Annotated in this window: 23 protein-coding genes; 11 read left to right on the forward strand and 12 right to left on the reverse strand. The window is 65.8% G+C overall.

Annotation, left to right across the window (positions count from 1 at the left end):
• From ACK4TE_RS12740 to ACK4TE_RS12750, 3 genes are all read right to left on the reverse strand, one after another.
• Window positions 1–488 (reverse strand): heme exporter protein CcmB (locus tag ACK4TE_RS12740; RefSeq protein WP_409911904.1); only part of this gene is annotated, 488 nt, incomplete at its 3' end.
• Window positions 485–1087: a heme ABC exporter ATP-binding protein CcmA gene (ccmA, locus tag ACK4TE_RS12745; protein ID WP_409911905.1), complete on the reverse strand. Its 603-nt coding sequence runs from the start codon at window positions 1085–1087 to the stop codon at window positions 485–487. The genes ccmA and ACK4TE_RS12740, both read right to left, overlap by 4 nt.
• Complete coding sequence (locus ACK4TE_RS12750) at window positions 1063–1656, reverse strand: hypothetical protein (protein WP_409911906.1); 594 nt, start codon at window positions 1654–1656, stop codon at window positions 1063–1065. The genes ccmA and ACK4TE_RS12750 overlap by 25 nt, the downstream gene beginning before the upstream one ends.
• 171 nt (window positions 1657–1827) lie before the next feature.
• Between ACK4TE_RS12750 and acnA the strand changes: the two genes are divergently transcribed.
• On the forward strand, window positions 1828–4596 hold the full coding sequence (gene acnA / locus ACK4TE_RS12755) for an aconitate hydratase AcnA (RefSeq protein ID WP_409911907.1): 2769 nt from the start codon (window positions 1828–1830) through the stop codon (window positions 4594–4596).
• A 112-nt stretch (window positions 4597–4708) separates the two neighbouring features.
• Window positions 4709–5356, forward strand: a complete 648-nt coding sequence (locus ACK4TE_RS12760; RefSeq protein WP_409911908.1) for a DUF1223 domain-containing protein — start codon at window positions 4709–4711, stop codon at window positions 5354–5356.
• 10 nt (window positions 5357–5366) lie between these two features.
• Here ACK4TE_RS12760 and ACK4TE_RS12765 read toward each other — a convergent pair whose 3' ends face one another.
• The 7 genes from ACK4TE_RS12765 to purE form a co-directional block, all read right to left on the reverse strand.
• A complete protein-coding gene (locus ACK4TE_RS12765; RefSeq protein ID WP_409911909.1) occupies window positions 5367–6383 on the reverse strand; it encodes a DUF4340 domain-containing protein in 1017 nt (338 codons plus the stop codon).
• The gene (locus tag ACK4TE_RS12770; protein WP_409911910.1) at window positions 6380–8278 is read right to left on the reverse strand and encodes a Gldg family protein; all 1899 of its coding nucleotides are present in this window, start codon (window positions 8276–8278) and stop codon (window positions 6380–6382) included. The genes ACK4TE_RS12765 and ACK4TE_RS12770 overlap by 4 nt, the downstream gene beginning before the upstream one ends.
• Window positions 8278–9036 carry an ABC transporter permease subunit gene (locus ACK4TE_RS12775; protein WP_409911911.1) on the reverse strand — a complete coding sequence of 253 codons (759 nt, stop codon included), beginning with the start codon at window positions 9034–9036 and terminating at the stop codon, window positions 8278–8280. Before ACK4TE_RS12775 ends, ACK4TE_RS12770 begins: the two co-directional genes overlap by 1 nt.
• On the reverse strand, window positions 9033–9764 hold the full coding sequence (locus tag ACK4TE_RS12780; protein ID WP_409911912.1) for an ABC transporter ATP-binding protein: 732 nt from the start codon (window positions 9762–9764) through the stop codon (window positions 9033–9035). The genes ACK4TE_RS12775 and ACK4TE_RS12780 overlap by 4 nt, the downstream gene beginning before the upstream one ends.
• Window positions 9765–9852: 88 nt before the next feature.
• Window positions 9853–10608 (reverse strand): creatininase family protein, encoded by a 756-nt coding sequence (locus ACK4TE_RS12785; RefSeq protein ID WP_409911913.1) that lies wholly within the window; start codon window positions 10606–10608, stop codon window positions 9853–9855.
• Window positions 10609–10612: 4 nt separating this feature from the next.
• Window positions 10613–11692 carry a 5-(carboxyamino)imidazole ribonucleotide synthase gene (locus ACK4TE_RS12790; protein ID WP_409911914.1) on the reverse strand — a complete coding sequence of 360 codons (1080 nt, stop codon included), beginning with the start codon at window positions 11690–11692 and terminating at the stop codon, window positions 10613–10615.
• Window positions 11689–12183 carry a 5-(carboxyamino)imidazole ribonucleotide mutase gene (gene purE, locus ACK4TE_RS12795; protein ID WP_409911915.1) on the reverse strand — a complete coding sequence of 165 codons (495 nt, stop codon included), beginning with the start codon at window positions 12181–12183 and terminating at the stop codon, window positions 11689–11691. Before purE ends, ACK4TE_RS12790 begins: the two co-directional genes overlap by 4 nt.
• Window positions 12184–12335: 152 nt before the next feature.
• On the opposite strand from purE, the gene ACK4TE_RS12800 reads away from it, so the two are divergent.
• From ACK4TE_RS12800 to ACK4TE_RS12810, 3 genes are all read left to right on the forward strand, one after another.
• Window positions 12336–13022 (forward strand): GGDEF domain-containing protein, encoded by a 687-nt coding sequence (locus tag ACK4TE_RS12800; RefSeq protein ID WP_409911916.1) that lies wholly within the window; start codon window positions 12336–12338, stop codon window positions 13020–13022.
• Window positions 13023–13138: 116 nt separating this feature from the next.
• On the forward strand, window positions 13139–13306 hold the full coding sequence (locus ACK4TE_RS12805; RefSeq protein WP_409911917.1) for a YdcH family protein: 168 nt from the start codon (window positions 13139–13141) through the stop codon (window positions 13304–13306).
• Window positions 13307–13436: 130 nt separating this feature from the next.
• Window positions 13437–14198 carry an SDR family NAD(P)-dependent oxidoreductase gene (locus tag ACK4TE_RS12810; protein ID WP_409911918.1) on the forward strand — a complete coding sequence of 254 codons (762 nt, stop codon included), beginning with the start codon at window positions 13437–13439 and terminating at the stop codon, window positions 14196–14198.
• Here ACK4TE_RS12810 and ACK4TE_RS12815 read toward each other — a convergent pair.
• Complete coding sequence (locus ACK4TE_RS12815) at window positions 14195–15880, reverse strand: alkaline phosphatase D family protein (RefSeq protein ID WP_409911919.1); 1686 nt, start codon at window positions 15878–15880, stop codon at window positions 14195–14197. The two genes, ACK4TE_RS12810 and ACK4TE_RS12815, sit on opposite strands and share 4 nt — an antisense overlap.
• Before the next feature lie 92 nt (window positions 15881–15972).
• On the opposite strand from ACK4TE_RS12815, the gene ACK4TE_RS12820 reads away from it, so the two are divergent.
• Complete coding sequence (locus tag ACK4TE_RS12820; protein WP_409911920.1) at window positions 15973–16989, forward strand: RluA family pseudouridine synthase; 1017 nt, start codon at window positions 15973–15975, stop codon at window positions 16987–16989.
• Here ACK4TE_RS12820 and ACK4TE_RS12825 read toward each other — a convergent pair.
• Window positions 16986–17876, reverse strand: coding sequence for a DUF3108 domain-containing protein (locus ACK4TE_RS12825; protein ID WP_409911921.1), 891 nt, complete (start codon window positions 17874–17876; stop codon window positions 16986–16988). The two genes, ACK4TE_RS12820 and ACK4TE_RS12825, sit on opposite strands and share 4 nt — an antisense overlap.
• Window positions 17877–18138: 262 nt before the next feature.
• On the opposite strand from ACK4TE_RS12825, the gene rpmB reads away from it, so the two are divergent.
• From rpmB to cobS, 5 genes are all read left to right on the forward strand, one after another.
• Window positions 18139–18423, forward strand: coding sequence for a 50S ribosomal protein L28 (rpmB, locus tag ACK4TE_RS12830; RefSeq protein ID WP_409911922.1), 285 nt, complete (start codon window positions 18139–18141; stop codon window positions 18421–18423).
• Window positions 18424–18555: 132 nt separating this feature from the next.
• On the forward strand, window positions 18556–20217 hold the full coding sequence (locus ACK4TE_RS12835; protein WP_409911923.1) for an amidohydrolase: 1662 nt from the start codon (window positions 18556–18558) through the stop codon (window positions 20215–20217).
• A 78-nt stretch (window positions 20218–20295) separates the two neighbouring features.
• Window positions 20296–20925: a peptide-methionine (S)-S-oxide reductase MsrA gene (gene msrA / locus ACK4TE_RS12840; RefSeq protein WP_409911924.1), complete on the forward strand. Its 630-nt coding sequence runs from the start codon at window positions 20296–20298 to the stop codon at window positions 20923–20925.
• Between the two features lie 44 nt (window positions 20926–20969).
• Window positions 20970–21788 (forward strand): methyltransferase domain-containing protein, encoded by an 819-nt coding sequence (locus tag ACK4TE_RS12845; RefSeq protein WP_409911925.1) that lies wholly within the window; start codon window positions 20970–20972, stop codon window positions 21786–21788.
• 281 nt (window positions 21789–22069) lie between these two features.
• Complete coding sequence (gene cobS, locus ACK4TE_RS12850; protein ID WP_409911926.1) at window positions 22070–23053, forward strand: cobaltochelatase subunit CobS; 984 nt, start codon at window positions 22070–22072, stop codon at window positions 23051–23053.
• The last annotated feature ends 23 nt before the right edge of the window (window positions 23054–23076 follow it).

Here is a 23076-nt window from a genome sequence, read left to right on the forward strand (position 1 = left end):
CCGCCCCGGGGCACGGTGGCGGAAAGCGCGGCGCCCACGCCGCCCCAGAAGAAGAAGGCAAGGCTGCCGAGCGCGTAGTAGCCCGCATGCAGGATCAGCTCGCCGCTCGCCTCGGCCTGAAACATCAGCGCCAGCAGCGGCGAGAAAAGTGCCAGCGGCAATCCCGCCGCCAGCCAGTGCGCCAGCGTCTTCGCCGCCGCAATCGCCGAAGCGGGGGCGTCGGCCTGCAGCCAGAGGTCCAGCGTGCCGTCCTCGGTATCGGCCTGAAAAATGCGCTCCAGCGTCACGAGGCTGGAGAGCGCGAGCGCCACCCAGATGATGCCGGGGCCAACCGCGCGCAGCGTATCGCCGTCGCTGCCGATGCCGAGGGGCACCAGCACCGCCGCCCCGCCCAGGAATCCCAGCGGCAGCAGCGCCCCCGCGCCGCCGGCCCAGGCCTCGCCAAAGGCCTGCCGGAAGGCGGCGAGGATGGGGGCGGGGCGGCTCACAGGGCAAGCTCCGAGGACGGCGCAAATCCCGCCTCGCCATGGATCGCCGCAATCAGCGCACCGCCTTTTGCCCGATGCTCTGCGATCAGATCATTGACCAGCCGGCGCCCCTCGGCGTCGAGCGCTGTATAGGGCTCGTCCAGCAGCCAGACCGGCCGGTCTTCCAGCAGCAACCGCGCCAGCGCCGTGCGCCGCCGCTGCCCTGCAGACAGGTGGCGCGCCGGCACCTCCGCCGGCCGGGCGAGGCCCATCCGGGTAAGGATCACTTCCCGGTCAATGTTTGAGCCCCAGGCCGAAGCCCAGAGCGCAAGGTGAGTGCGCGGCGTCTCGGCCGGTTTCAGCCCTTCGCGGTGGGCAAACCAGTGCACTGCCGCCCCCTTCGAAACGCTCCCCGCCTCGGGGCGTGTCAGGCCGGCCAGAATGCGCAGCAGCGTTGTCTTGCCTGCGCCATTGGCCCCGCGCAGAAGGATTGCCTCGCCCGCAGCCAGCGACAACGAGACATCGCGGAACAGCACGCGTTCGCCCCGGATCATGCCGAGGCCGCGGGCAGCAAGCAGGGGAGTGGAGGAGGTCGTCAGAGCGTCTGCCCCGGAATGCATTTGAGCGCGCGCCCGGCGCCGTCGGGCATCGCGCTGCCGGAATGCCGGGCAGCGTCCCACATCCGGAACTCGAAGAACTCGACCGGATATCCCCCGCGCGCTTCAAGGGCTGCGCTGTCCGGCTCGTGCTGCCGCTTCGCCATCCCGGCCCGGTAGGCGTGCAGGTCGCTGCGCAGCAGCACCAGCCTCTGGTCTCCGGCGCCGAGCTCAACCCGGTCGCCGCTCGGATTGCTGATCTGGCTGACCTGATGCTGGCTGTGGGCAGTCAGGTACCAGAGCGCGCCATCATGCGCGCGGATGACTTTGAACGCGCCATAGAGCGGCACGCGGCCGCCGTCGAAATCCAGCCACAGAACCTCATGGTCCCACTCCGCGCAGGAGCGGGCGGCGCCAGCCGTGCGTTTCTGGTTCCGGTCATAGAGGCCCCAGTCGCCCAGCAGGGTATCGAGGGTCAGCGCCTCCACACCGGGCAGGGCGCTCTCTACCTTGATAGTAGGGTCCGGCTCGGCGACGGCCACAGCCCCGGAGCCGCCGATTGCGGCCAGCAAAAGGATGCTGCATCGGAACATGGCGCCCTCTGTGCCCGAAAACCTGCTTGCCAGCCGTTTTAGCCGGTCTGGCGCTGCCGGATAGACCCTTTGTCCCAATTGCGCCCGGGGGACACCATCTATAAGAGGGCCCCAGCGCAACATGGCGGACCAGCGCCGGAGCCGGTCCCGTGACAGGAGGCAGAGGCCCAGATGCCCTCAAAAGACAGCTTTAAGTCGAGAAGCACGCTCAAGGCGGGCGGCAAGTCCTACACCTATTATTCGCTGGCTGCGGCCGCGAAGAATGCAGGCCTCGGCGACCTTTCCCGCCTGCCGGCCTCGCTGAAGGTCCTGCTCGAGAACATGCTGCGCTTCGAGGATGGTCTGACCGTTGTTGAAGATGATATCCGCGCCTTCGGCGAATGGGCCGACAAGGGCGGCCAGAACCCCCGCGAGATCGCTTACCGCCCGGCCCGCGTGCTGATGCAGGACTTCACCGGCGTTCCGGCCGTGGTCGACCTCGCCGCGATGCGCGACGGCATCAAGGCGCTCGGCGGCGACGCCAAGAAGATCAACCCGCTGGTCCCGGTTGACCTGGTGATCGACCACTCGGTGATGATCGACGAGTTCGGCAATGCCCGCGCCTTCCAGGCGAACGTCGACCTCGAGTACGAGCGCAACATGGAGCGCTACACCTTCCTAAAATGGGGGCAGAAAGCTTTCAACAATTTCCGCGTCGTGCCCCCCGGCACCGGCATCTGCCACCAGGTGAACCTCGAATATCTCGCCCAGACGGTCTGGACCGATACGGACACGGACGGCTCCATCGTCGCCTATCCGGACACGCTGGTTGGCACAGACAGCCACACCACGATGGTCAACGGCCTCGCCGTTCTCGGCTGGGGCGTCGGCGGGATCGAGGCAGAAGCCGCCATGCTTGGCCAGCCTGTCTCGATGCTGATCCCGGAAGTCGTCGGATTCAAGATCACCGGCGCGCTGAAGGAAGGCGTCACCGCGACCGACCTCGTGCTGAAAGTCGTGCAAATGCTGCGCAAGCACGGCGTCGTGAACAAGTTCGTCGAATTCTACGGCCCCGGCCTCGACAATATGCCGCTCGCCGACCGCGCCACCATTGCCAACATGGCTCCTGAATACGGCGCCACCTGCGGCTTCTTCCCGATTGATGATGAGACGATCCGCTACCTGCGCCAGACCGGCCGCGAAGAAGACCGCATCGCCCTTGTCGAAGCCTATGCCAAGGAAAACGGTTTCTGGCGCGGCCCGGACTATGCACCCGTCTACACCTCCACCCTGCATCTCGATCTCGGCGATGTCGTCCCCGCCATCTCCGGTCCGAAACGCCCGCAGGACCATGTCGCCCTTGATCAGGCGGCGAAAGTGTTCGGCGACTACATCCGCGGCGTGCGCACGCCGGCGACCGCCTCCGCGCAACAGAAATCCGAAATGGTGGAAGAGGGCGGCAAGCCCAGCCCCAACGGCGTGCCGGGCAACCATGATGGCTTCAGTTCCGGCGCCGTCGAGGGCCAGGACTACGCGCTGCGTGACGGCTCGGTCGTGATCGCCTCGATCACCTCGTGCACCAACACGTCAAACCCTTATGTGCTGATCGGCGCTGGTCTCGTCGCCCGCAAGGCGCGCGCCCTCGGCCTCACCCGCAAGCCCTGGGTCAAGACTTCGCTCGCCCCAGGCTCGCAGGTCGTCTCGGAATACCTCAACGCCGCCGGCCTGCAGGAAGATCTCGACGCCCTCGGCTTCAACCTCGTCGGCTATGGCTGCACCACCTGTATCGGCAATTCCGGCCCGCTGGCGCCCGAGATTTCCAAGTCGATCAATGAGAATGACCTCGTCGCTGTCTCGGTCCTCTCCGGCAACCGCAACTTCGAAGGCCGCATCAGCCCGGACGTGCGCGCGAACTATCTTGCCTCGCCGCCGCTGGTCGTCGCCTATGCCATCGCCGGCGACATGAACATCGACATCGCCAAGGACCCCATCGCCACCTCGAAGGATGGCAAGCCGGTCTACCTGAAGGACATCTGGCCGACGACCAAGGAAATCGCCGACATGGTGCACTCGGTCGTCACCCGCGAGATGTTCATTTCGAAGTACGCCGACGTCTTCAAGGGCGATGCCAAATGGCAGGGTGTTCAGACCACGGACGCTGAAACCTATGACTGGCCGATCAGTTCCACCTATATCCAGAACCCGCCCTACTTCCGCAGCATGTCTCCGGAGAAGGGCGACATCAACCCCATCCGCCGCGCCCGTGTGCTCGCGCTGCTCGGCGACATGATCACCACCGACCACATCTCGCCCGCCGGCTCGTTCAAGGCGACCAGCCCCGCCGGCAAATACCTGACCGACCGTCAGGTGCCGGTGAAGGACTTCAACTCCTACGGCTCGCGCCGGGGCAACCATGAAGTGATGATGCGCGGCACGTTCGCGAACATCCGTATCAAGAACGAAATGCTGGAGGGCGTCGAAGGCGGCTACACGCTCGGGCCGGATGGTCAGCAGACATCAATCTATGATGCAGCCATGGCCTGGATCGACCGGGGCGACCCGCTCGTCGTCATCGGCGGCATCGAATACGGCGCCGGCTCCAGCCGCGACTGGGCGGCGAAGGGCACCAACCTGCTCGGCGTCAAGGCCGTCATCGCCGAGAGCTTCGAGCGAATCCACCGCTCCAACCTTGTCGGCATGGGGGTCATCCCGTTCGAGTTCATGCCTGGCGAAAACCGCAAGACACTCGGACTCAAGGGCACTGAGATCATCGACATCGAAGGCCTCGGCAACGACATCCGCCCGCTCTCCACGGTCCCGTGCAAGATCACCTATGCTGATGGTTCGGTGAAGGAGATCCAGATCAAATGCCGGATCGATACCGAGATCGAGGTCGACTATGTCAAGCATGGCGGCGTGCTGCACTATGTGCTGCGCAACCTTGCGCGTCAGGGCGGCTGACGTAGAGTAATGCAGGCTTGGGCCCGCAGCGCTGACAGGTGCTGCGGGCTTTTTGCAGCCTCTCACGCGGCTGTGACTGTGCGGGAAGGGAGGGAGCTCTTATAAATCGGCTATGATCCGTCTGCTCCTCATGCTTGCCCTGATATGTGGCTTTGCCGCGCCCGCGCGCGCAGAGGGTCCCGTTCTGATCGAACTTTTCGCCTCCAAGAACTGCCGGGCTTGCCCGGCGGCCTACAAGACCCTCGCCGCAGTCGAGCAGGAACACGGCCGCAAGGTTCTGATCCTCACCTGGCCGGTGGACTATTGGGATTATCTCGGAAGCAAGGAAAAGATGGCGCTGCCGGAGTCGAAGGACCGGCAGCGTGGATATGTCGAACGCTTCTCGCTTCGCGGCCCCTACACACCGCAGACCGTGTTCAACGGCGCCGAGCAGACCGCAGGCAACAAGCCCGCGAAAGTCGCGGCCGCGCTCGAGAAAGTCAAAACGGCCGAGCCGGCGGACGTGCATCTGAAACGTACCGGCAAGGCCGTCACGCTCACGGGCACCAGCGACGGTCTCGTGGATATCTGGTGGGTCACCTACCTCACCGGCGCGGACAACACTACAAAGATGCCTAACCCCGTCACCAGCGTACAGCAGATCGGCCCTTGGCTCGGTGGCCGCGCGGATATCACCCTGCCGGACTGTACCGCAACCTGTGTCCTGATCGTACAGGAAGCGGGCTTCGGCAAAGTCCTCGCCGCGATGCCCGTCCGCTGACGGACGGTTTTCAGCCCGGCGGCTGGACAATCTCGGAAATCGGCGGCGCGTAATCCATCCAGTCCGCCTGTGTCAGCTGGAAGGCCCAGCCTTTCGTGCGCTCATTGATGGCCGCTGCGCGCTGCGCGCCTTCGCCCGCCTCGATGGCCCGCATGGTGATGAAAAACCCGTCGCGCTCACGGTAGGCACGCACATCCACTTCCAGCCCGTCATGCGTCTCGGTGATATGGCGCGCCACAGGTTCGGTGCGCAGCGCCGCGGCGGATTTCACGCCGATGGGCATGAACCGTGTCAGCGCCAGTGCGGGCCCGGACACGGCCAGCCGGCTCGTCAGGCGATAGTTCTGGTAAGGCGGGCCAGGCCGGAATGCCCGGTCGCTCGCCCCGATCGTGCGCTGCAGGTACAGGTTCTCGCCTGCGGCATTCGACAGGCGCACGCCGGAAATCGCATCCTCGTGGATGCCGAGAAAGTTCAGGTCCAGCCAGGCATCAGCGGCGTAGAAAGGTGGCAGGCTTCCCTTGACGCGGTAGGCCCGCGACTCGTCCGGCAGGCGCGCATAGATCCAGGCATCCTTTCGACCGGTTATGATCGAGGCTGAGACCTCGCCTTCAGGGCCCAGGATCTCGACCAGCGCGCCGGTGCCGCCTTCGCGCGGATCACCGAGGCCAACGGCGTTCAGCTTCGCCGGGTCCTCCGTGCGCGGAACATCCCAGGTCAGGCCCTCAAGGCCCTCTGCCAGATCTGCCAGCCTGTCCTGGCGCACCGGATAGCCGTCGCTGCCCCCCAGCTTCCAGCCTTCGCCGGTGGCCACCAGCATGTAGCTCTCATCGGCCAGGATCACGCGGATGCCGGTTGCCTCCGCGCGTTTGGCGGCGAAATCCGGCAGCACCGGCTTGCCGGTTCGCTCGCTGCGGGGCGCAGCCGCCCCGCCCATGTTGGCCAGCGCCGCCATCGCAGCCAGCGCGCCGGCGACCCCGGCCATCACCAGCACCCGGCGGCCCCGTCTTGCATCGCGAAGCGTGCTCATGCGGCCGGCCTCCGCGCCCGTGTCTGACGCCGCCAGACGATCAGCCCGGCAATGCCCACGAGGATCGGACCGCCCCAGATATTGACCGCCTTCATCCAGGCTTCCAGCTGGTCAATGTCGCGGCGGAATCCTGCTTCTGTCTCGCGCAGGCGTGCGCGCAGTGACAGGATATCCTCGCGCAGCAGGTTCAGTTCTGCGCGCTCGGCTTCGCTGAGCTCGGCCTGCACATCTCCCGCGAAGAAGCCATCCCCGGCGCCGGTTTCCTGCAGCTGTGCCAGCCGAGCCTGCGCCGAGGCGAGGCGACCCTGCAACTGTTCCTGCTGACGGAAATACTGCTCCTCCGCCGCGCTCCGCATACGGTCGATCCGCGTCATGGAACGCAGCGCCGGCGCGCGAGAGCGCAGCTGCGAGAGATCGCCGCCGCCCGAAAGTGCGTCCAACGCGTTCAGCACCAGCGCGCCATTGTCCGCGACCGCTGCGCCGCTGTCCGGCAGCACATAGAACGCATCAGAAATGAAATCCGCATCCGCAACGATCACGATTTCGGCCGGCTTCTCGCCGGAACTGATATGCGGCAGGGCTGCGGCCGCCTCAGCGCGCGCCAGCTCCGCATTGCCGCCCTGGCGGGCCTGGTCCGGCGGCGGAGCCCCGGCAGGGAAGGCGGTGGTCAGCGTTCCGGACAGGCGTGCCGCGAGCGTCAGCGGACCGGGCTGGCTCCTGTAGACGCGCAGCACATCGGCAGGCGGCATGTCGCGCACAGCCTGTCCGGCGTCGATAAAGGAAGGGCTTGGTCCCGTCGTGATCAGGGGCGAGATGACCAGGCCCGCTGGCAGCGTTCCGGTGATCAGTGCGCCCGGTGCACCGAAATTCACCACGCGCACAAGGTCCGCCGTGATCGGATCGGAGCGATTGATTGCCTCGCGCGTGACGCCCAGGAACAGGGGATGCGCCATCTCCTCCATCCGCCCGCCCGGCGTCTGCACCGGCACCGGCAGCGCAAATGCGGCATCCGCCACGGCGTCCGGCGACAGTTCGACGCCCCATGCCCGGCCAAGCCGCCCGAGGCTGGAGCGCGCGAGTTCATTGCTCATGCCGAACATGTCGCCCGTCACCGCCGTCTTCGCCGCCGGGTCGACCAGGAAGACCGCCCGCCCGCCGCGCAGCAGGAACTGGTCGATCAGCCATTCCTGCCGGCTCGACAGCGGCGGCGGATGCGCCACAAGCAACACGTCCAGCCCGGCTGGCAGCGCGCCGAAGTCCGGCGACAGGATTTCCATGTCGAAGCTGCGATCAATGTCACGCAGCAGGCTGTAGCCTGCCTCCGGGTCGGGCACGGTCATACCCGCCAGCGCCGAGAGAATGCCGATGCGCGGGGGCTCCGGTTCATCCAGCCGGCTGATCATCCGTGTAAGGTCATATTCCAGCGTCGTATCCTGGTCCGGCGACAGGAAGGGCAGGATGCGCATATCGTCGATGGTATTGTGGCCGATGATGCCGAAATAGAGCGGATCATCGCCGCCTGTCGGCACAGCGGCAATCCCGGCGGCCAGCGCCTCGTCCTCCGCCGGCGAAAAGGGCGCCGGATCAATCTCGCGTACGCGCACCCGCCCGCCTGAGCGCGTCTCATACGTCGCCAGCAGCTCGCGCACACGTGCCGCATGCGCCTGGATCGCGGGAAAATCCTGCCCGGCGCGGCGCGAATAGACGAAGGTCAGGTCCACCGGCTCGGCGATTTCCCTCAGAGTCGTCTCGGTCGCTTTCGACAGGGTGTAGAGCTTGCCCTCGGTGAAATCGATCCGCGCGCCCGAGAGTAGGGACTGCGCCGCAATATTCCCCGCCAGCAGGATCACGCCGGCCAGCACTGTCGAAAGGATGACGTAGCGCCGCGTATCCATCAGCCGAGCCTCTGGCGCGAGGCCCACAGGCAGTTGAGATAGGCAAAGGTCGCCGTGAAGCCTAGGAAATAGGCCACCACGCGCAGCTCCAGCACGCCGCGCTGCGCGCTTTCGAACTGTGTGATGAAGGAGAACCGCGCGATCAGGTCGGCAAAGCCCGTGCCGAACAGCGTCTGCACGGTGGACAATACCAGCGGCCATCCCGCCGCCGTGAACACGAAGGCGATCACCACGCTGATGACAAACGCCGTCACCTGGCTGCGCGACAGTGAAGACACCGCCGCACCAATCGAAAGATATGCCCCAGCCATCAGCAGGCTGACGAAATAGGTCATCGCAATCGCGGCATTGTCCGGATTGCCAAGGAAGTTCACCGACACCCAGACCGGCAGCGTCAGAAGCAGGCCCACGCCCGCCACTGTCCAGGCCGCAAACAGCTTGCCCGCCACCAGTCCCGGAATGCCCACAGGCAACGACATCAGGAGTTCATCCGTCCCCGCCGCCTGTTCATCCGTCCACAGACGCATCGCGAGGGCCGGCAGGAAGATCATGTAGAGCCAGGGGTGCCAGGCAAAGAAGGGCTGCAGGTCGGCAACGCCGGTATCGAAAAACCGGCCTGCCTCCCAGGTGAAGAGGCCCAGCGCCAGCAGGAACACGGCGAGAAACACATAGGCCATCGGCGTCGAGAAATACGCGCCCAGCTCGCGTCGGTACGTCGCGGCAAACCCGCTGAACTGGCGCTGCAGGTAAGCAATCACAGCGTTTCGTCCTCGGTCTGGTCGGTCAGGCGCGCGAAGGCGCTCTCCAGCGTGCCATCCTCCGACCGGCGCGCGAGGCCCGCCGGCGTGTCATCCGCAACGATCCGTCCACGGTCGATCAGCACGGCCCGGCTGCACATCGCGGGCACCTCGGTCAGCGTATGGGTCGAAATCACGATCGCCTTGGTTGCCGCCATGCGCGCGATCAGCGCCCGCACGGCACGCTTCTGGTTCGGGTCCAGCCCGTCCGTCGGTTCGTCCAGCACAAGCACCGGCGGATCATGCAGGATCGCGCCCGCCAGCCCCACCCGCCGGCGATAGCCCTTCGACAGCGAACCGATCCGCTGGCCCAGCACGGTCGAAATCCTTGCATCCGCAATCGCCCGGTCGATGGCATGACCGCGCGCCTTGCGGGGCAGGGTGCGCACCTCGGCGAGGAAGCGCAGGAATTCCGGCGGCGTCATGTCCTCATACAGCGGCGCGCCTTCCGGCAGGTAGCCGAGCGCGGCCTGCGCGGCGCGGCGCTGGGAGATGATGGATTTGCCGTCGATCAGCGCATCGCCCATGTCCGGCTCCAGCACGCCGGTAATCATCCGCATTGTGGTGGACTTGCCCGCGCCATTGGGCCCCAGGAATCCGAGCACAGTGCCCTTCTCCACGGTGAAGGACACGCCCTGCACCGCCGTCTTGGTCCCGTAGGATTTTTCGAGCCCTCTGACTTCGAGCATTGTGCCTTGGGTGCCTCACCTTCTTGCGCCAGTCGTAGCCCGCTTGGCTTAAGGCTTCCAGTGCGGGAAGCCGAAGATTACGCCGGTTTCAGGCACCAAACCGCGCCACTTCCTCCAGCACGCACTTCGCCGCGACCGCCACGATCTTCCCGCCATCCTCGACACTCGACTGTGTCGGGTCAGAGCCGATGCGGCCATCCGGGAAATCCCTGCGATACTGCACCGCGTCACCAATCGTGCCCGAGGGCGCAATCTTAGGACTCATCGGCGTTTTCGAGCGCTCACGATCCGGATAGGCCCAGTAGGTGACGGACACTTCCGAAGGCGTCGCGTGGCTGCCATGGCCGACCGGGTAGAGCTCGTTGCAGATGCCCATCACGTCCTTGAAGTCCCACCAGTCGCGCCGCTTCAGGCTGAGACCCGGCCGGTTGTTCTCGCCGCGCGGATCAAAACTGCGCCGTGCATGGATTTCTGCAAATGCTGTCTCGATCGTGGCGATGTTCCCGCCATGCCCGTTCAGCCAGTAGAGCCGCTCGAAGCCGTGGCGCATCAGGCTCTCGGTCCAGTCTACCATCGCCGCGATCATTGTCGAAGGGCGCAGCGTGATCGTGCCGGTAAAGCCGAGGTGATGCTGCGCGCAGCCCACATTGAACGTCGGCCCGACGAGAATGTCATCCGGCGCCAGGCTCTCGGCATGGTTGGCGATGATCTCCGGGCACAGCGCATCGGTGCCGATGAACCCGTTCGGCCCATGCTGCTCAAACGAGCCGATGGGGATGACGATGGTCTTGGATTTCTTCAGCCAGCCCTCAATGTCCGGCCAGGTCGATACGGGAAGGCGCATGTGTTCAGTCCTTTCGGGGTCCTAGGCGGCGCGTGATATGTCCCATCTTGCGGCCGGGGCGGGCCTCGCGCTTGCCATAAAGGGTCAGCGTGTCATACGGCCCGAGGCTTGCCGGGCTGACAAGCCCTGCCTCGCCGATCAGGTTGATCATCTCGGCATCGAAGAGGCGATAGGTCGACCCCAGCGGCCAGCCGGCAACGCAGCGCATATGCTGCTCGAACTGCCCCGTCTGGCAGGCCTCCGGCGTCCAGTGCCCGGAATTATGCACGCGGGGCGCAAACTCGTTCGCCAGCAGCGTGCCGTCCGGCAGTACGAAATATTCCAGCGCCAGCACGCCGACATGGTCCAGCGCCTGAACCAGCCGCTGCGCCTTCGCGCGCGCCTCATCCTCCACCGCTTTCGGCAATCCGCTCGGCACCTGCGACAGGGAAAGGATGCCGTCCTTGTGCGTATTGCGCGGCGGTGCCCAGGTTGCGGTTTCTCCATTGGCGGACCGCGCAACGATCACCGAAATCTCGCACTGGAAGCCGACCGCTGCTTCAAGGATCGCCGGCGCTTCGCCAATCCGCCGCCACGCGGCTTCCGCCTCTTCCGGCGAGCGGATCCAGGCCTGTCCCTTGCCGTCATATCCCTCGCGCCGCGTCTTCAGCACGCCCGTGCCGCCGACAGCCTTCAGCGCGGAAATCACATCGCCCGGCCCGTCCACCGGCTCGAAGCGCGCCGTGGGAATGTCCTGCGCATTGAGGAAGGTCTTCTCGGTGTACCGGTCCTGCGACACGGTCAGCGATCTCGCCCCCGGCCGCACCGGCGCGCCGGCAGCTTCTACAGCCTCCACCGTCCGTACCGGGACATTCTCGAATTCCAGCGTCACCGCATCGCAGGCTTTCGCAAATTCCGTCAGCGCCTCGGTATCGTCCCAGGCCGCCGACCAGACCCCCGCCGCTACCCGTCCTGCCGGCGGGTCTTCCTCCGGCGAATAGATCAGCACATCAAAGCCCAGCTGCGCCCCGGCGCTCGCCAGCATCCGGCCCAGCTGGCCGCCGCCGAGGATGCCGATCGTGGCGCCCGGCCGCAGCGGCGTCATCCCTCGGGAACCTCTTTCACGCCGTCCGTCTGGCTCGCGCGGAAGGCGTCCAGCTTCGCCGCAACGCCCGCATCTTCCAGCGCAATGATCGAAGCGGCCAGCAGGCCCGCATTCGCCGCGCCCGCCTCGCCGATGGCCAGCGTACCCACCGGAATGCCCTTCGGCATCTGCACGATGGAGAGAAGGCTATCGAGCCCTTTCAGCGCTTTCGACTGAACCGGCACACCCAGCACGGGCAGGGGCGTCATCGAGGCCGCCATGCCCGGCAGGTGCGCCGCGCCGCCGGCGCCGGCAATGATCACCTTCAGGCCGCGGCCCTTGGCGGATTTCGCATACTCCACCAGCCGGTCCGGTGTGCGGTGCGCAGAGACGATCTTCGCCTCATAGGCCACATCCATCGCCTCCAGCATCCGGGCGGCCTCCTGCATGACCGGCCAGTCCGACTGGCTGCCCATGATAATGCCCACCACCGGGGACTTGCCCGCAACCATGCCTGCCTCTCTGCCGGAAAGCGCGCACCATAAGTGCGCCCGGGCCGGGGTCAACCTTTCCCGTGCGGGTTCAGGAAGCTTGCCGGTTTCGCGCCACAGGCGAAATGCGGGCGGGGCTCTACAGAGGGCTGATTCCGGGCTATCTTCCGGCCATGGCCAAAGACTTTCCTTCCCCCGATTCCGGCGCGCACCGGGCCTTGCTCGATGCGCTCGGCATCGATGTGTCCCGGCTCGACCGGCGCACACGCGCGGCGCTGGAAGCGCTGAGCGAGGAAGTACTGGCCCTGCGCGAGGAAGCCGAAGGCCTGCGCGCTGCCCTCGCCGAAGCCGAATCACTGGCAGACAACGATGCCCTCCTGCCGATCTTCAACCGCCGCGCCTTCGAACGCGAAGTGCGCCGCGAGATCGCGCTTTCCGGCCGGTTCGAGACGCCCCTCTCGCTGATCTTCATCGACCTCGACAATTTCAAGATGGTCAACGACATCTACGGCCACGCTGCCGGCGACAGTGTGCTGATGAAGGTTGCGGACATCCTGCTGCAGCGCACGCGCGAGACCGATATCGTCGGGCGCCTCGGCGGCGACGAATTCGGCGTCGTGCTCGCCCATGCCACCTTCGATGACAGCCAGCGCAAGGCCGCCCAACTCGCCGCCTCGATTGATGCGCTGGAAGTGCGCGACGAGGTCAATCCGGCGACCCCGGCGGTGCGCATCGGCGCCTCCTGCGGCGTCGTCGAGTGGCGCCCCGGCCAGAGCGCCGCCGCGCTGATCGCGCAGGCCGACCAGGCCATGTTCCTCGAGAAGTCCCGCCGCAAGGCAGCCGGGCGCGCCAGCCGCTGATCAATTAACGCACAGTTGAGGAATCCGGGTCCGGTTTTCCATGACTCCGGCCCCCGTCTGTGGCAATGTCAGAAAACGGTCACGCAAGGACCGTGCTGAAAACAAGGAGACTGCCCATGTCGCTCAATGGTCGGATCAGTGAGCTTGCTGCGAAGCACCGCCATCTGGACCAACAGATTTCCGAGGAACAGAAAAGACCCTCGGGTGACGACCTGGTGATCAAGGACCTGAAACGACAGAAACTCAGGATTAAGGAGCAGCTGCGACAGTTGAAAGCCAGCTGACGCGCCCCCTATTGGCCCGCTTCTTGCGGACGGACCGGGACACGCAGGTGTAACAGCCGCTATCCGGAGTACGGGCCCATGCAACTGAGTTCCAACGCCCGCAGGGCGCCGCTTGCCGGAGCCCGCAGACATGGCTGAGCCCGTTACCCTCATTCTCGGGCTTGGCCGCGAAATCGGCGGGGCCATTGCCCGCACCTTTGCGGAAGATGGCCACCGTGTGCTCGTGGCCGATGCGTCAGCAGACAGGCTCGAAGCCGCCACCGATGCTCTGGAGACGGAGGATGTCGCCAGCTATCATGGCGAGCTTCACTCCCGCCTCGGCCTGCGCAACGCGATTGCCGCCGCCATCGAAGCCTTCGGCCGCATCGACAATGCCGTCATCGTTCCCGAGATCGAGGAAAACGATCACATCCTCGACTTCACCCAGGAGAAGTTCGAGAAGGCCATCGCCCGTTCTGTCAGCGGCTCGGCCCTCGCCCTGCGCGTGATTGCCGACCGCCTGCTCGAGCAGGAAGACCTGCCGCAGGCCGGTGTCGAGCGCACGCCGCAGAAAGGCACAATCACCTTTGTTCTCGGCTATGCCGCGCTCGCCTCGATGCCCAACTGGTTCACCGAAGGTGTCGCCCAGAGCGCTATCCTCGGCGTCATGCGCTCCGGCGCGCTCGGCCTTGCCGAACATGCCATCCGCGTCAACGCCGTCATCGCCATCCGCCCGCGCGAGGAACGTGCCGAGACATGGACCACGCGGCGCGTACCGCTCGGCCGCGCCACTCTGGCCGATGAAGTCGCCGAAGCCGTGCGCTACGTCGCCTCGCCGCAGGCCGCCTTCATGACCGGCCAGTCGCTTGTCCTTGATGGCGGGCGCTCCACGCTCGCCGGTCTCGTCGACTAGGCGGGCGCAAGGCCCGTAACCGCGCCGTTCTCGATCCGGCAGGCATAGGCGGCAACCGTCTCGGTCGTGAAGTCCGGCGCATACACTGTCGACACCTTGCGGTAGGTGCCGCGCGCCTCATCCGTTGTCAGCGTCACCAGCGTGTAGCCATGCCCGAACGGATCGTGCCAGACGATCTCGTCATTCGCGTCGGTAATCATCTGCCCGAGATCCGGCACTGCCTTCACATACGCGCCCATGCCCGGCGAACTGATCGAGGTGCAGGCAAACTCCACTCCGCGCCGCGCGCCGCCCAGATCGAACAGCTCGTTGGCATAGGCCGTGTGCGTATCACCTGCCAGTACCACCATCCGCGCACCTGCCGCTTCGACACTGGCATACAGGCGCTCGCGCGCCGCCACGAACCCGTCCCAGGCATCCAGGTTCCACGGCAGGCCAAGCGCCGTGAACGGAATAAAGGCCACCACTTCCGGCATGTCCTGCGCCGCCACCTGTTCAGGTGTCAGCAGCTTGGAGAAATCCGGCAACTTCGTCCGCGCCATCACCACCTGGTTCGCCAGCACCTGCCAGCTTGCGCCGGATTTCACAGACGCCGCCAGTTCGGAAGCCAGCCAGGCCTCCTGCTCGGCGCCAAGCATAGTGCGGTCCGGATGCGAAGCAGCCTGCATCGTCTGCATCACGCGCAGCCCGATTTCCTGCTGGCCCTCGGCACCGGCCAGCGCCGTGCCCCAGTCCAGCGAATCCGACCGCCCGGTCAGGCGCGAGTCGAGCGCATGGATCGTCGCCACATCGCCGAAACGGAAGCTGCGCCAGACTTTCGAAGTCACACCGCCCGAAACCGGTTCGCGCACGGGCATCCACTCAAAATAGGCCTGCAGCGCGCGCTGCTTGCGCTCGCTCCAGTCGCCTTCGCCCTCTTCCGGATTGTGGTTCTGCGCGCCGGTCCGGTAGGCGTCGTTGGCGCTCTCATGGTCGTCCCAGGTGCAGATCCACGGCGCCGCGGCATGCGCCGCCTGCAGGTCAGGATCGCTCTTGTACTGCGCATGGCGCCGCCGATAATCCGACAGCGAGATAATCTCCGTCGGTGGATCATGCGGGCGGCCCAGCATCTCGGCCACTTCGCCGCCATACCCGTCCGTGCCATATTCATAGAGATAGTCGCCCAGGTGTACGATGGCATCCAGGCCAGGCTCGGCGGCCAGCGCCTTGTAGGCATTGAACAGGCCGAACTGCCAGTTGGAACAGGACACAACCGCCAGCTTCACAGGCGCATCGCCGGACGCTGCCGTCGTGCGCGCGCGTCCTTCGGGCGAAATCACTTCGCCGCCCGATGCCGCCGCCCGGAACCGATATGAATAGTCCGTCGAAGGCTTCAGCCCGGCCACATCCACCTTCACCGTGAAGTCGCGCGCTTCGGAGGTCACCGCTTCGCCGCTCGCCGCCAGCGTGCCTGCCTCGAACACTTCCCACACCACACTCACCGGCCCGCTGCCCGAAACCGGCGTCACCCGTGTCCACAGGATCACCCCGCCGGGCAGGGGATCGCCGGAGGCCACACCATGATTGAAGGCCAGCGCGCCCTCATAGGCGGGCGCGGCCGAAGGCGCCGTCTTGCAGGCGGCCAGCGTCAGCGTGCCAAGGGCGGCGCCGCCCAGCAATCCGCGGCGTGTCAGTCTGGTCATGTGAGGTTCTCCCCTAATCCTTCCGGTCTTATGGCCGGGCTGTGTGAAGCCAGCATGACGCACGCCGCCTGCCTCGTCTATAAGCCCCCTCCATGGACCGGATTGAAATCACCGCAACCCCCGAAGACGCTGGCCAGCGTCTCGATGCTTTCCTCGGCGCCCGCGCTGAAGGCCTCTCGCGCTCCCGTGCCAAAGCCCTGATCGAGGAAGGCGCCGTTTCCGTTGATGGCAAGGCCGAAACCAATGCCCGCGCCCCGGTCAGGTCTGGCAGCCTCTACGTCATCGACTTGCCGCCGCCGGTCCCCGCCGAGCCGCAAGCCGAGGCAATCCCGCTCGATATCCTGTTCGAGGACGACCATCTGATCGTCCTCAACAAGCCTGCCGGCATGGCCGTCCACCCGGCCCCCGGCAGTGAGACCGGCACGCTCGTCAATGCGCTGCTCGCCCATTGCAAGGGCACGCTCTCCGGCATCGGCGGGGTCGAACGCCCCGGCATCGTCCACCGTATCGACAAGCTCACCAGCGGCATCCTCGTTGCCGCGAAAACCGAAGCCGCTCATACCGGCCTCGCCGCGCTGTTCGAGCGCCATGATATCGAGCGCATGTACCTCGCCGTCACGCGCGGTGCCCCGCGCCCGCTCAGCGGCACCATCGACGGCGCCATCGCCCGCTCGATCGGCGACCGCAAGAAAATGTCCGTGCACCGGAACCCTGAAAGCCCGGCCGCCCGCCGCGCGGTCACGCATTACAGGACCGCCGAAACCTTCGGCGTACGCGACAAGCAGAGCCATCTGCCCGCTGCGGCGCTCGTCGAATGCCGCCTCGAGACCGGCCGCACACACCAGATCCGGGTGCACATGACGCATATCGGCAACCCGATTGTCGGCGATCCCGTCTATGGCCGCCAGTCCAGCCTGGCCGCTCTCGGCTCGGGACCGGCCCACACCGCTGCACTCGACGCCGTACGCAGCTTCCCTCGACAGGCCCTGCACGCGGCCGTCCTTGGCTTCGTCCACCCGGTCACCGGCCAGACGCTCCGATTCGAAGCTCCGCTCCCGGACGATATGTCCGGCTTGATCACGGCGCTGCGCGCGCTGCCTAAAGACTAGCGCCCGCCGCCGCTCGTCTGCGCCGTCGCCACCGGGATCGGCTCGAAGCGCAGCGTGCGCGCCTGCAGCGTCACCTTGCCGACCTTGTCGGTGTCCGCGACGATCTTCACCGGCACATGGCTGCCGTTTTCCAGCGGGGCGAGATACATCCGCAGCGGTCCGGAAATGCCGGTCAGCGTGTCATTGTTCGACTCGCCTTTCTTGTATCCGGCAATCTTGTCCATCGTCACATGGCATTCGATCGTGTCGCCGGTCCAGCCGGGCGTCTTCTGGCGCACCATGCCGGCCTTGCCGCGCTTCAGGTGCAGATAGGTCAGCTGGCGGCCGTCGAACACCTTGATCGGCCCGCCGCAAGGGTCGGCGCCCGCCGCCCGCGGCTCCAGCGCGAAGGTGATCAGCGCGGTCAGCGGGTCATTGGCCAGGATCGCCTGTTCAGCGGTCGCGGCCGGGTCGCCCAGGTTTCCGAATTTCGGTTTTGCCGTCATCGAGAAGCCGGTGTCCGTCATCGTCAGCTCGACCCGGCGGTTCTTCTTCCCGTCCTTGTTCTGCGAGATGTACTGCGTCGTCTTCAGGCCCTTGGCGCTGGTCTTGCCCTCGGCATTCAGCGTCATGTCATAATTGACAAAGACATCGGCGAGCCCCGTCGTGCGCACCCGCGACCTGATCGCATAGGTGTCGGGCTTCATGTCGACGGTAAAGCTCGCCCGGCCGGTCGCCGGAATGATGAACACCATCGCGCGGGCGTCCAGCTCGTAAACCATGCGGGTCGGGGTCCCGGCCGTCACGTTCGCCAGCACGGCGGTCGAGGCGCCCTGCGGTCCGGTCTGAGCGGTCGAAGCCCCCAGAACGGCAAGGGAGGCGGCAGCAAAGAGGAGGGCGCGCTTCATCGGTCAGTTCCGTCCTTTTCAGTTCCAGCGGGCAGGCATGCCGGCGTTTTACGATGCCCCTTCCCAACACGGCCTGAACAGGCTTGCCGCAAGCATGCCGCATTTGGCCCGCCCCGCCCACTGACATAAGATGACATCCCGTGACAGTCAGCCTGTTTAACGCAGCCTGAACCTGATTCGCCGTGGTTGACAGGAGGCATCCCGTGCCTGTAGGAGCGCGCCTTCAGATCAGATTCAGCCCTAATTACCCCGGAGCGAGGCCATGTCCCGCGAATGTGAACTCACTGGCACCAAGCCGATGGTTGGCCATATCGTCAGCCACTCCCAGATCAAGACCAAGCGCCGCTACCTGCCGAACCTGGTTCAGGTCACGCTGCGTTCGGAAGCCCTGAACCAGGATTTCCGCATGCGCATCGCGGCAAAAGCCCTGCGCACGGTCGACAAGCTCGGCGGTCTCGACGCTTTCCTGGCCAAGGCCAAGGACGACACCCTCTCGGCCAAGGCCCAGAAGATCAAGCGCGACATCGCCAAGAAGGCCGCCGCCTGATCCCTCTCCCCCTCGGGAACCCCATCCAGACGCCGGCCCGCAAGGTCCGGCGTTTTTGTTTGGGCGGGCTACCCCGCTTCACGCGCCCTCAAAAGCGTGACAGATGAGGCCAACATCCTCCGGAGCCTCCTGATGCGTCTCATCCTGCTCGCCGCCGCTGCCATGCTTGCCGCCTGTTCCGGCCCGGCCCCGGCCACGCCAGCAGATGCCGGCAAGATCACCGTCTTCACCAACGGCCTCATCTATACCGGCCTCGAAGACCCCGCGACGGTCGAAGGCGTCGTCGTCGGCGCCGATGGCCGCATCATCGCCACCATCCCCCCGATGTCCGCCGACTGGGGTGATGATGAGGGCGAGCTGAACATCATCGATCTCGGCGGCGCCGTCATGTTCCCCGGCTTCACCGACGCCCATGCCCACCTGCTCGGCATCGGCCAGCGCGAGCTGACCCTCAATCTTGAAGGCACCGCCTCCATCGACGAGCTGGTCACCCGCACCGAGATCGAGCTGACGGAGAAAGCCCCCGGCGAAATCCTCTTCGGCCGTGGCTGGATCGAAACCGGCTGGCCGGACGGGCGCATGCCCTCCGCCGCCGATCTCGACATGGTCAGCCCCGAAAACCCGGTCATCTATGTGCGCGCCGATGGCCACGCGCTCGTTGCCAACACGCTCGCCCTCAAGGCGGCCGGCATCCATGACGCAACGCCAGACCCCGCCGGCGGCCATGTCGAACGCGGCGCCGACGGCAAGGCCACCGGCATCGTCATCGACAATGCGATGACCCCGGTGATGAAACTCGTCGCCGAACCGTCCGAAGCCGACCTTCTGAAAGCCTACCAAACCGGCGCCGAAACCTACGCCGCCCGCGGCTGGACCGGCGCTCACAATATGAGCGTCGATCCCGCCCACGCCCCGCTGCTCGAACGCCTCGACCGCGAAAACCATCTGCCGCTCCGGCTCTACAACGCCTTCGATGAAGCCGGCATGGACCTCGCCTCGAAGCGCCTCCACGAGACGGACACGATCACCAACCGCGCCGTGAAACTCTACATGGACGGCGCCCTCGGCAGCCGGGGCGCGCAGCTGCTTGCTCCGTATGCGGACCGTCCGGAATCCACCGGCCTCTCGCTCATGGATGATGACCGCCTCGCCGACCTGATGGCCCGCGCCAAGGCTGCCAACGTCCAGCTCGCCATCCACGCCATCGGCGACCTTGCCAACCGCCGCATGCTCGAAGCCTACGAAACCGGCGGCTACGGCCCCGCCGAACGCTGGCGCATCGAACACACGCAAGTCCTCGCCCCGGAAGATATCGACCGCGTCGCGAAAAGCGGCCTCATCCCTTCGATGCAGCCGAGCCATGCCATCGGCGACCTGTTCTTCGCGCCCGCCCGCCTCGGCATGGACCGGCTGCGCGGCGCCTATGCCTGGGCAAGCCTCATCCGGGCCGGCTCCATCATCGCCGGCGGCTCCGACGCGCCGGTCGAAGTCGGCTCGCCGCTGATCGAGTTCTATGCCGCTGTCGCCCGCAAGGACCTCTCCGGCTTCTCCGCCGAAGGCTGGCACCCGGAGGAGGCGCTTTCGCGCCAGCAGGCGCTGATGCTCTTCACCTACTGGCCCGCCTATGCCGCCTTCCAGGAAGCAGACCTCGGCACCATCGAGCCCGGCAAGATCGCCGACTTCACCGTCTTCGACCGCGACCTGATGACCGTCCCCGAAGGCGAGATACTCAAAGCCCGTGCAGTGATGACCGTCATCGGCGGCGAAATCGTCTGGCAGGCGGAGAAGGAATAGGGCGCGCCTCACGCGCTTGTGTCTGGCCGCGCAGCGCGCGAAGCCCCTTATACGGAGCACACAGACCGAAGGTTCGCCATGCGCTTCGCCCTCATCGCCGCGTTCTTCCTTGCCGCGTGCAGCAATGCCGCCGCCCCGGCGCCCGCATCCGCCGGTCTCGTCCCGCGCCCTGCGCCCGAAGCGCATGAGGAAACCGCCATCTTCGCCGGCGGCTGTTTCTGGTGCACCGAAGCCGAGCTTCAGGAACTTCCCGGCGTGCGCTCGGTCATCTCGGGCTATACCGGCGGCACCACGCCCAGCCCCACCTATCGCAAGATGGGCGACCATGCCGAAGCCGTCGAAGTGATCTACGATCCCTCGCAGGTCACCTATGAAAGGCTGCTGCGCGTTTACTGGTCGAACATCGACCCCACCGACGAAGGCGGCCAGTTCTACGACCGGGGCAGCCAGTACCGCACCGCCATCTTCGTGAAGGACGAGACCCAGCGCGCCGCCGCGCTCGCCTCCCTGAAAGCCCGCGAGGAAAAGCTCGGCCAGAAGATCGTCACGAAAATCCTCCCCGCGACGGAATTCTATCCGGCGGAGGATTATCATCAGGATTATTACCAGAAACAGCCCGGCCATTATGAGGCCTACAAGAAAGGCAGCCGCCGCGAGGAGACGCTGGAGCGCGTCTGGCAGGGCGACAGGGACGGCGGAAAAGAGTAAACTGTACGCACAGGCCGGGCCTGTCCCGGCGGGAGGAGACCATCATGCACCGCTTCAGAAATTCCGCGCTCGCGGGCGCTGTCCTCATTGCCCTTGTGATCACTGCCGCCTGCGCCGCGCCGGGGCAGGGCGCCGCCACGCTCGCCGCGCCCGAGCCCGCTGCCGCGGAGTTGCCCGCGCCCATCGACTATTCGATTTTCGTCGATGCGCCCGGCCGTCCGGATGCGGACATCATCGCCGACCCTTCGCGCAAGCCCGCCGCTGTCCTCGCCCTCTTTTCGCCCCAGCCCGGCGACGTGATCCTCGAGCTGGAAGCCGGCAGCGGCTACTATACTGAAATCTTCTCCCGCGCCGTCGGCTCCGCCGGCACGGTCTACATGCAGAACCCCGCCGGCTTCGACAATTTCCTCGGCGATTCTGTCTCGAAACGCCTCGACGGGCGCCTCACCAACGTCACCTATCTCAAGGCAAACTTTGACGCCCTTGAACTGGCGGACGCCTCGGTCGACACCGTCACCTGGTTCCAGGGCCCGCACGAGCTCTGGTATCGCACCGAGCGCAACCCGGACGGTTTTGGCGACCCGGACGGCGCCTTCGCCGAAATCGCCCGCGTGCTGAAACCCGGGGGCCGCTTCGTCGCGCTCGACCATGTCGCCCCGGCCGGCGCCCCGCCCACCACCGGCGGCGACACCCACCGCATCGATCCCGCCATCATCCGCCAGATGTCCGAAGCTGCCGGCCTCGTCCTTGAGACCGAGTCCGAACTTCTGCGCAATCCGGCCGATGACGGCCTGAAAAACGTCTTCGACCCCGAAATCCGCGGCAAGACCGACCAGGCCATCCTCATCTTCGTGAAGCCCTGACTCTCCGCCCTCTCCCCAATCGCAACGCACCCCTCTCCCTTGGGCTCGTGAGGAACAGAAATCGCAATGCGATTTCCCGAACGAGGGGCAGGGGTGAGGGGGCCCGACCTCTCGGCTGGATGATCCCGGCAGATGTTGCGCCCCCTCATCCCCAACCCCTTCTCCCCCGGGAGAAGGGGCTTCACGCTGCTTCATTTCCCTTACGTCGCACTAGGCGCGGGGCCATCCCGTGCTAGAACGCCATCTGACTGTTCCATCCTCCCGCAACGAGCCTGCCCCCTATGACCACGATGACCACATCCGACACCCTCGAAGGCCTCAAGCCGACGGAAAAGGTCAATGTGAAGAAGGTGTTCGGTCTCGATACCGCGATGGTCGTGCACGGCTTCAAGACGCGTACCGAATACGTCCCCGAGATCGACCCCGCCTACCGCTTCGATCCGCAGACCACGCTCGCCATCCTTGCCGGCTTCGAGCATAACCGCCGCGTCATGGTGCAGGGCTATCACGGCACCGGCAAATCGACCCATATCGAACAGGTCGCCGCCCGCCTCAACTGGCCGATGATCCGCGTCAACCTCGACTCCCATGTCAGCCGTATCGACATGGTCGGCAAGGACGCCATCGTCCTCAAGGACGGCAAGCAGGTCACCGAATTCCGAGAAGGCATCCTGCCCTGGGCCCTGCAGCGCCCCGTCGCCATCGTCTTTGACGAATACGATGCCGGCCGCCCGGACGTGATGTTCGTCATCCAGCGCGTGCTCGAAAGCTCGGGCAAGCTCACCCTGCTCGACCAGAACCGCGTGATCAGCCCGAACCCGTATTTCCGCCTGTTCTCGACCACCAACACGGTCGGCCTCGGCGACACGACCGGCCTCTATCACGGCACCCAGCAGCTCAACCAGGGCCAGATGGACCGCTGGTCGATCGTCACCACACTGAACTATCTCGCCCACGACGCCGAAGTCGAAATCGTCAAGTCGAAAGCCACCGGCACCGATGAGGCGACACTCGCCAAGATGGTCACCCTCGCCGATCTCACGCGCAACGCCTTCATGGCCGGAGACCTCTCCACCGTGATGAGCCCGCGCACCGTCATCACCTGGGCGGAAAACTTCGCCATCTTTGGCGATATCGGCCACGCGTTCCGCATGACTTTCCTCAACAAGTGCGACGAGCTCGAGCGCCCCCTGGTCGCCGAAATGTACCAGCGCTGTTTCGGTCAGGAGCTGCCCGAAAGCGCCCTGATGGTGAAAGTCGCCTGACCCGGAAGGACCCTCAGTACACG

This window comes from Hyphomonas sp. (assembly GCF_046313975.1).
GTDB lineage: Bacteria > Pseudomonadota > Alphaproteobacteria > Caulobacterales > Hyphomonadaceae > Hyphomonas.

What these genes read in the sequence shown, in the direction of transcription:
- ccmA (WP_409911905.1), bottom strand. Translation starts at nt 1,087, where the DNA reads ATGCATTCCGGGGCAGACGCTCTGACGACCTCCTCCACTCCCCTGCTT.
- ACK4TE_RS12750 (WP_409911906.1), bottom strand. Translation starts at nt 1,656, where the DNA reads ATGTTCCGATGCAGCATCCTTTTGCTGGCCGCAATCGGCGGCTCCGGG.
- acnA (WP_409911907.1), top strand. Translation starts at nt 1,828, where the DNA reads ATGCCCTCAAAAGACAGCTTTAAGTCGAGAAGCACGCTCAAGGCGGGC.
- ACK4TE_RS12760 (WP_409911908.1), top strand. Translation starts at nt 4,709, where the DNA reads ATGATCCGTCTGCTCCTCATGCTTGCCCTGATATGTGGCTTTGCCGCG.
- ACK4TE_RS12765 (WP_409911909.1), bottom strand. Translation starts at nt 6,383, where the DNA reads ATGAGCACGCTTCGCGATGCAAGACGGGGCCGCCGGGTGCTGGTGATG.
- ACK4TE_RS12770 (WP_409911910.1), bottom strand. Translation starts at nt 8,278, where the DNA reads ATGGATACGCGGCGCTACGTCATCCTTTCGACAGTGCTGGCCGGCGTG.
- ACK4TE_RS12780 (WP_409911912.1), bottom strand. Translation starts at nt 9,764, where the DNA reads ATGCTCGAAGTCAGAGGGCTCGAAAAATCCTACGGGACCAAGACGGCG.
- ACK4TE_RS12785 (WP_409911913.1), bottom strand. Translation starts at nt 10,608, where the DNA reads ATGCGCCTTCCCGTATCGACCTGGCCGGACATTGAGGGCTGGCTGAAG.
- ACK4TE_RS12790 (WP_409911914.1), bottom strand. Translation starts at nt 11,692, where the DNA reads ATGACGCCGCTGCGGCCGGGCGCCACGATCGGCATCCTCGGCGGCGGC.
- purE (WP_409911915.1), bottom strand. Translation starts at nt 12,183, where the DNA reads ATGGTTGCGGGCAAGTCCCCGGTGGTGGGCATTATCATGGGCAGCCAG.
- ACK4TE_RS12800 (WP_409911916.1), top strand. Translation starts at nt 12,336, where the DNA reads ATGGCCAAAGACTTTCCTTCCCCCGATTCCGGCGCGCACCGGGCCTTG.
- ACK4TE_RS12805 (WP_409911917.1), top strand. Translation starts at nt 13,139, where the DNA reads ATGTCGCTCAATGGTCGGATCAGTGAGCTTGCTGCGAAGCACCGCCAT.
- ACK4TE_RS12810 (WP_409911918.1), top strand. Translation starts at nt 13,437, where the DNA reads ATGGCTGAGCCCGTTACCCTCATTCTCGGGCTTGGCCGCGAAATCGGC.
- ACK4TE_RS12815 (WP_409911919.1), bottom strand. Translation starts at nt 15,880, where the DNA reads ATGACCAGACTGACACGCCGCGGATTGCTGGGCGGCGCCGCCCTTGGC.
- ACK4TE_RS12820 (WP_409911920.1), top strand. Translation starts at nt 15,973, where the DNA reads ATGGACCGGATTGAAATCACCGCAACCCCCGAAGACGCTGGCCAGCGT.
- ACK4TE_RS12825 (WP_409911921.1), bottom strand. Translation starts at nt 17,876, where the DNA reads ATGAAGCGCGCCCTCCTCTTTGCTGCCGCCTCCCTTGCCGTTCTGGGG.
- rpmB (WP_409911922.1), top strand. Translation starts at nt 18,139, where the DNA reads ATGTCCCGCGAATGTGAACTCACTGGCACCAAGCCGATGGTTGGCCAT.
- ACK4TE_RS12835 (WP_409911923.1), top strand. Translation starts at nt 18,556, where the DNA reads ATGCGTCTCATCCTGCTCGCCGCCGCTGCCATGCTTGCCGCCTGTTCC.
- msrA (WP_409911924.1), top strand. Translation starts at nt 20,296, where the DNA reads ATGCGCTTCGCCCTCATCGCCGCGTTCTTCCTTGCCGCGTGCAGCAAT.
- ACK4TE_RS12845 (WP_409911925.1), top strand. Translation starts at nt 20,970, where the DNA reads ATGCACCGCTTCAGAAATTCCGCGCTCGCGGGCGCTGTCCTCATTGCC.
- cobS (WP_409911926.1), top strand. Translation starts at nt 22,070, where the DNA reads ATGACCACGATGACCACATCCGACACCCTCGAAGGCCTCAAGCCGACG.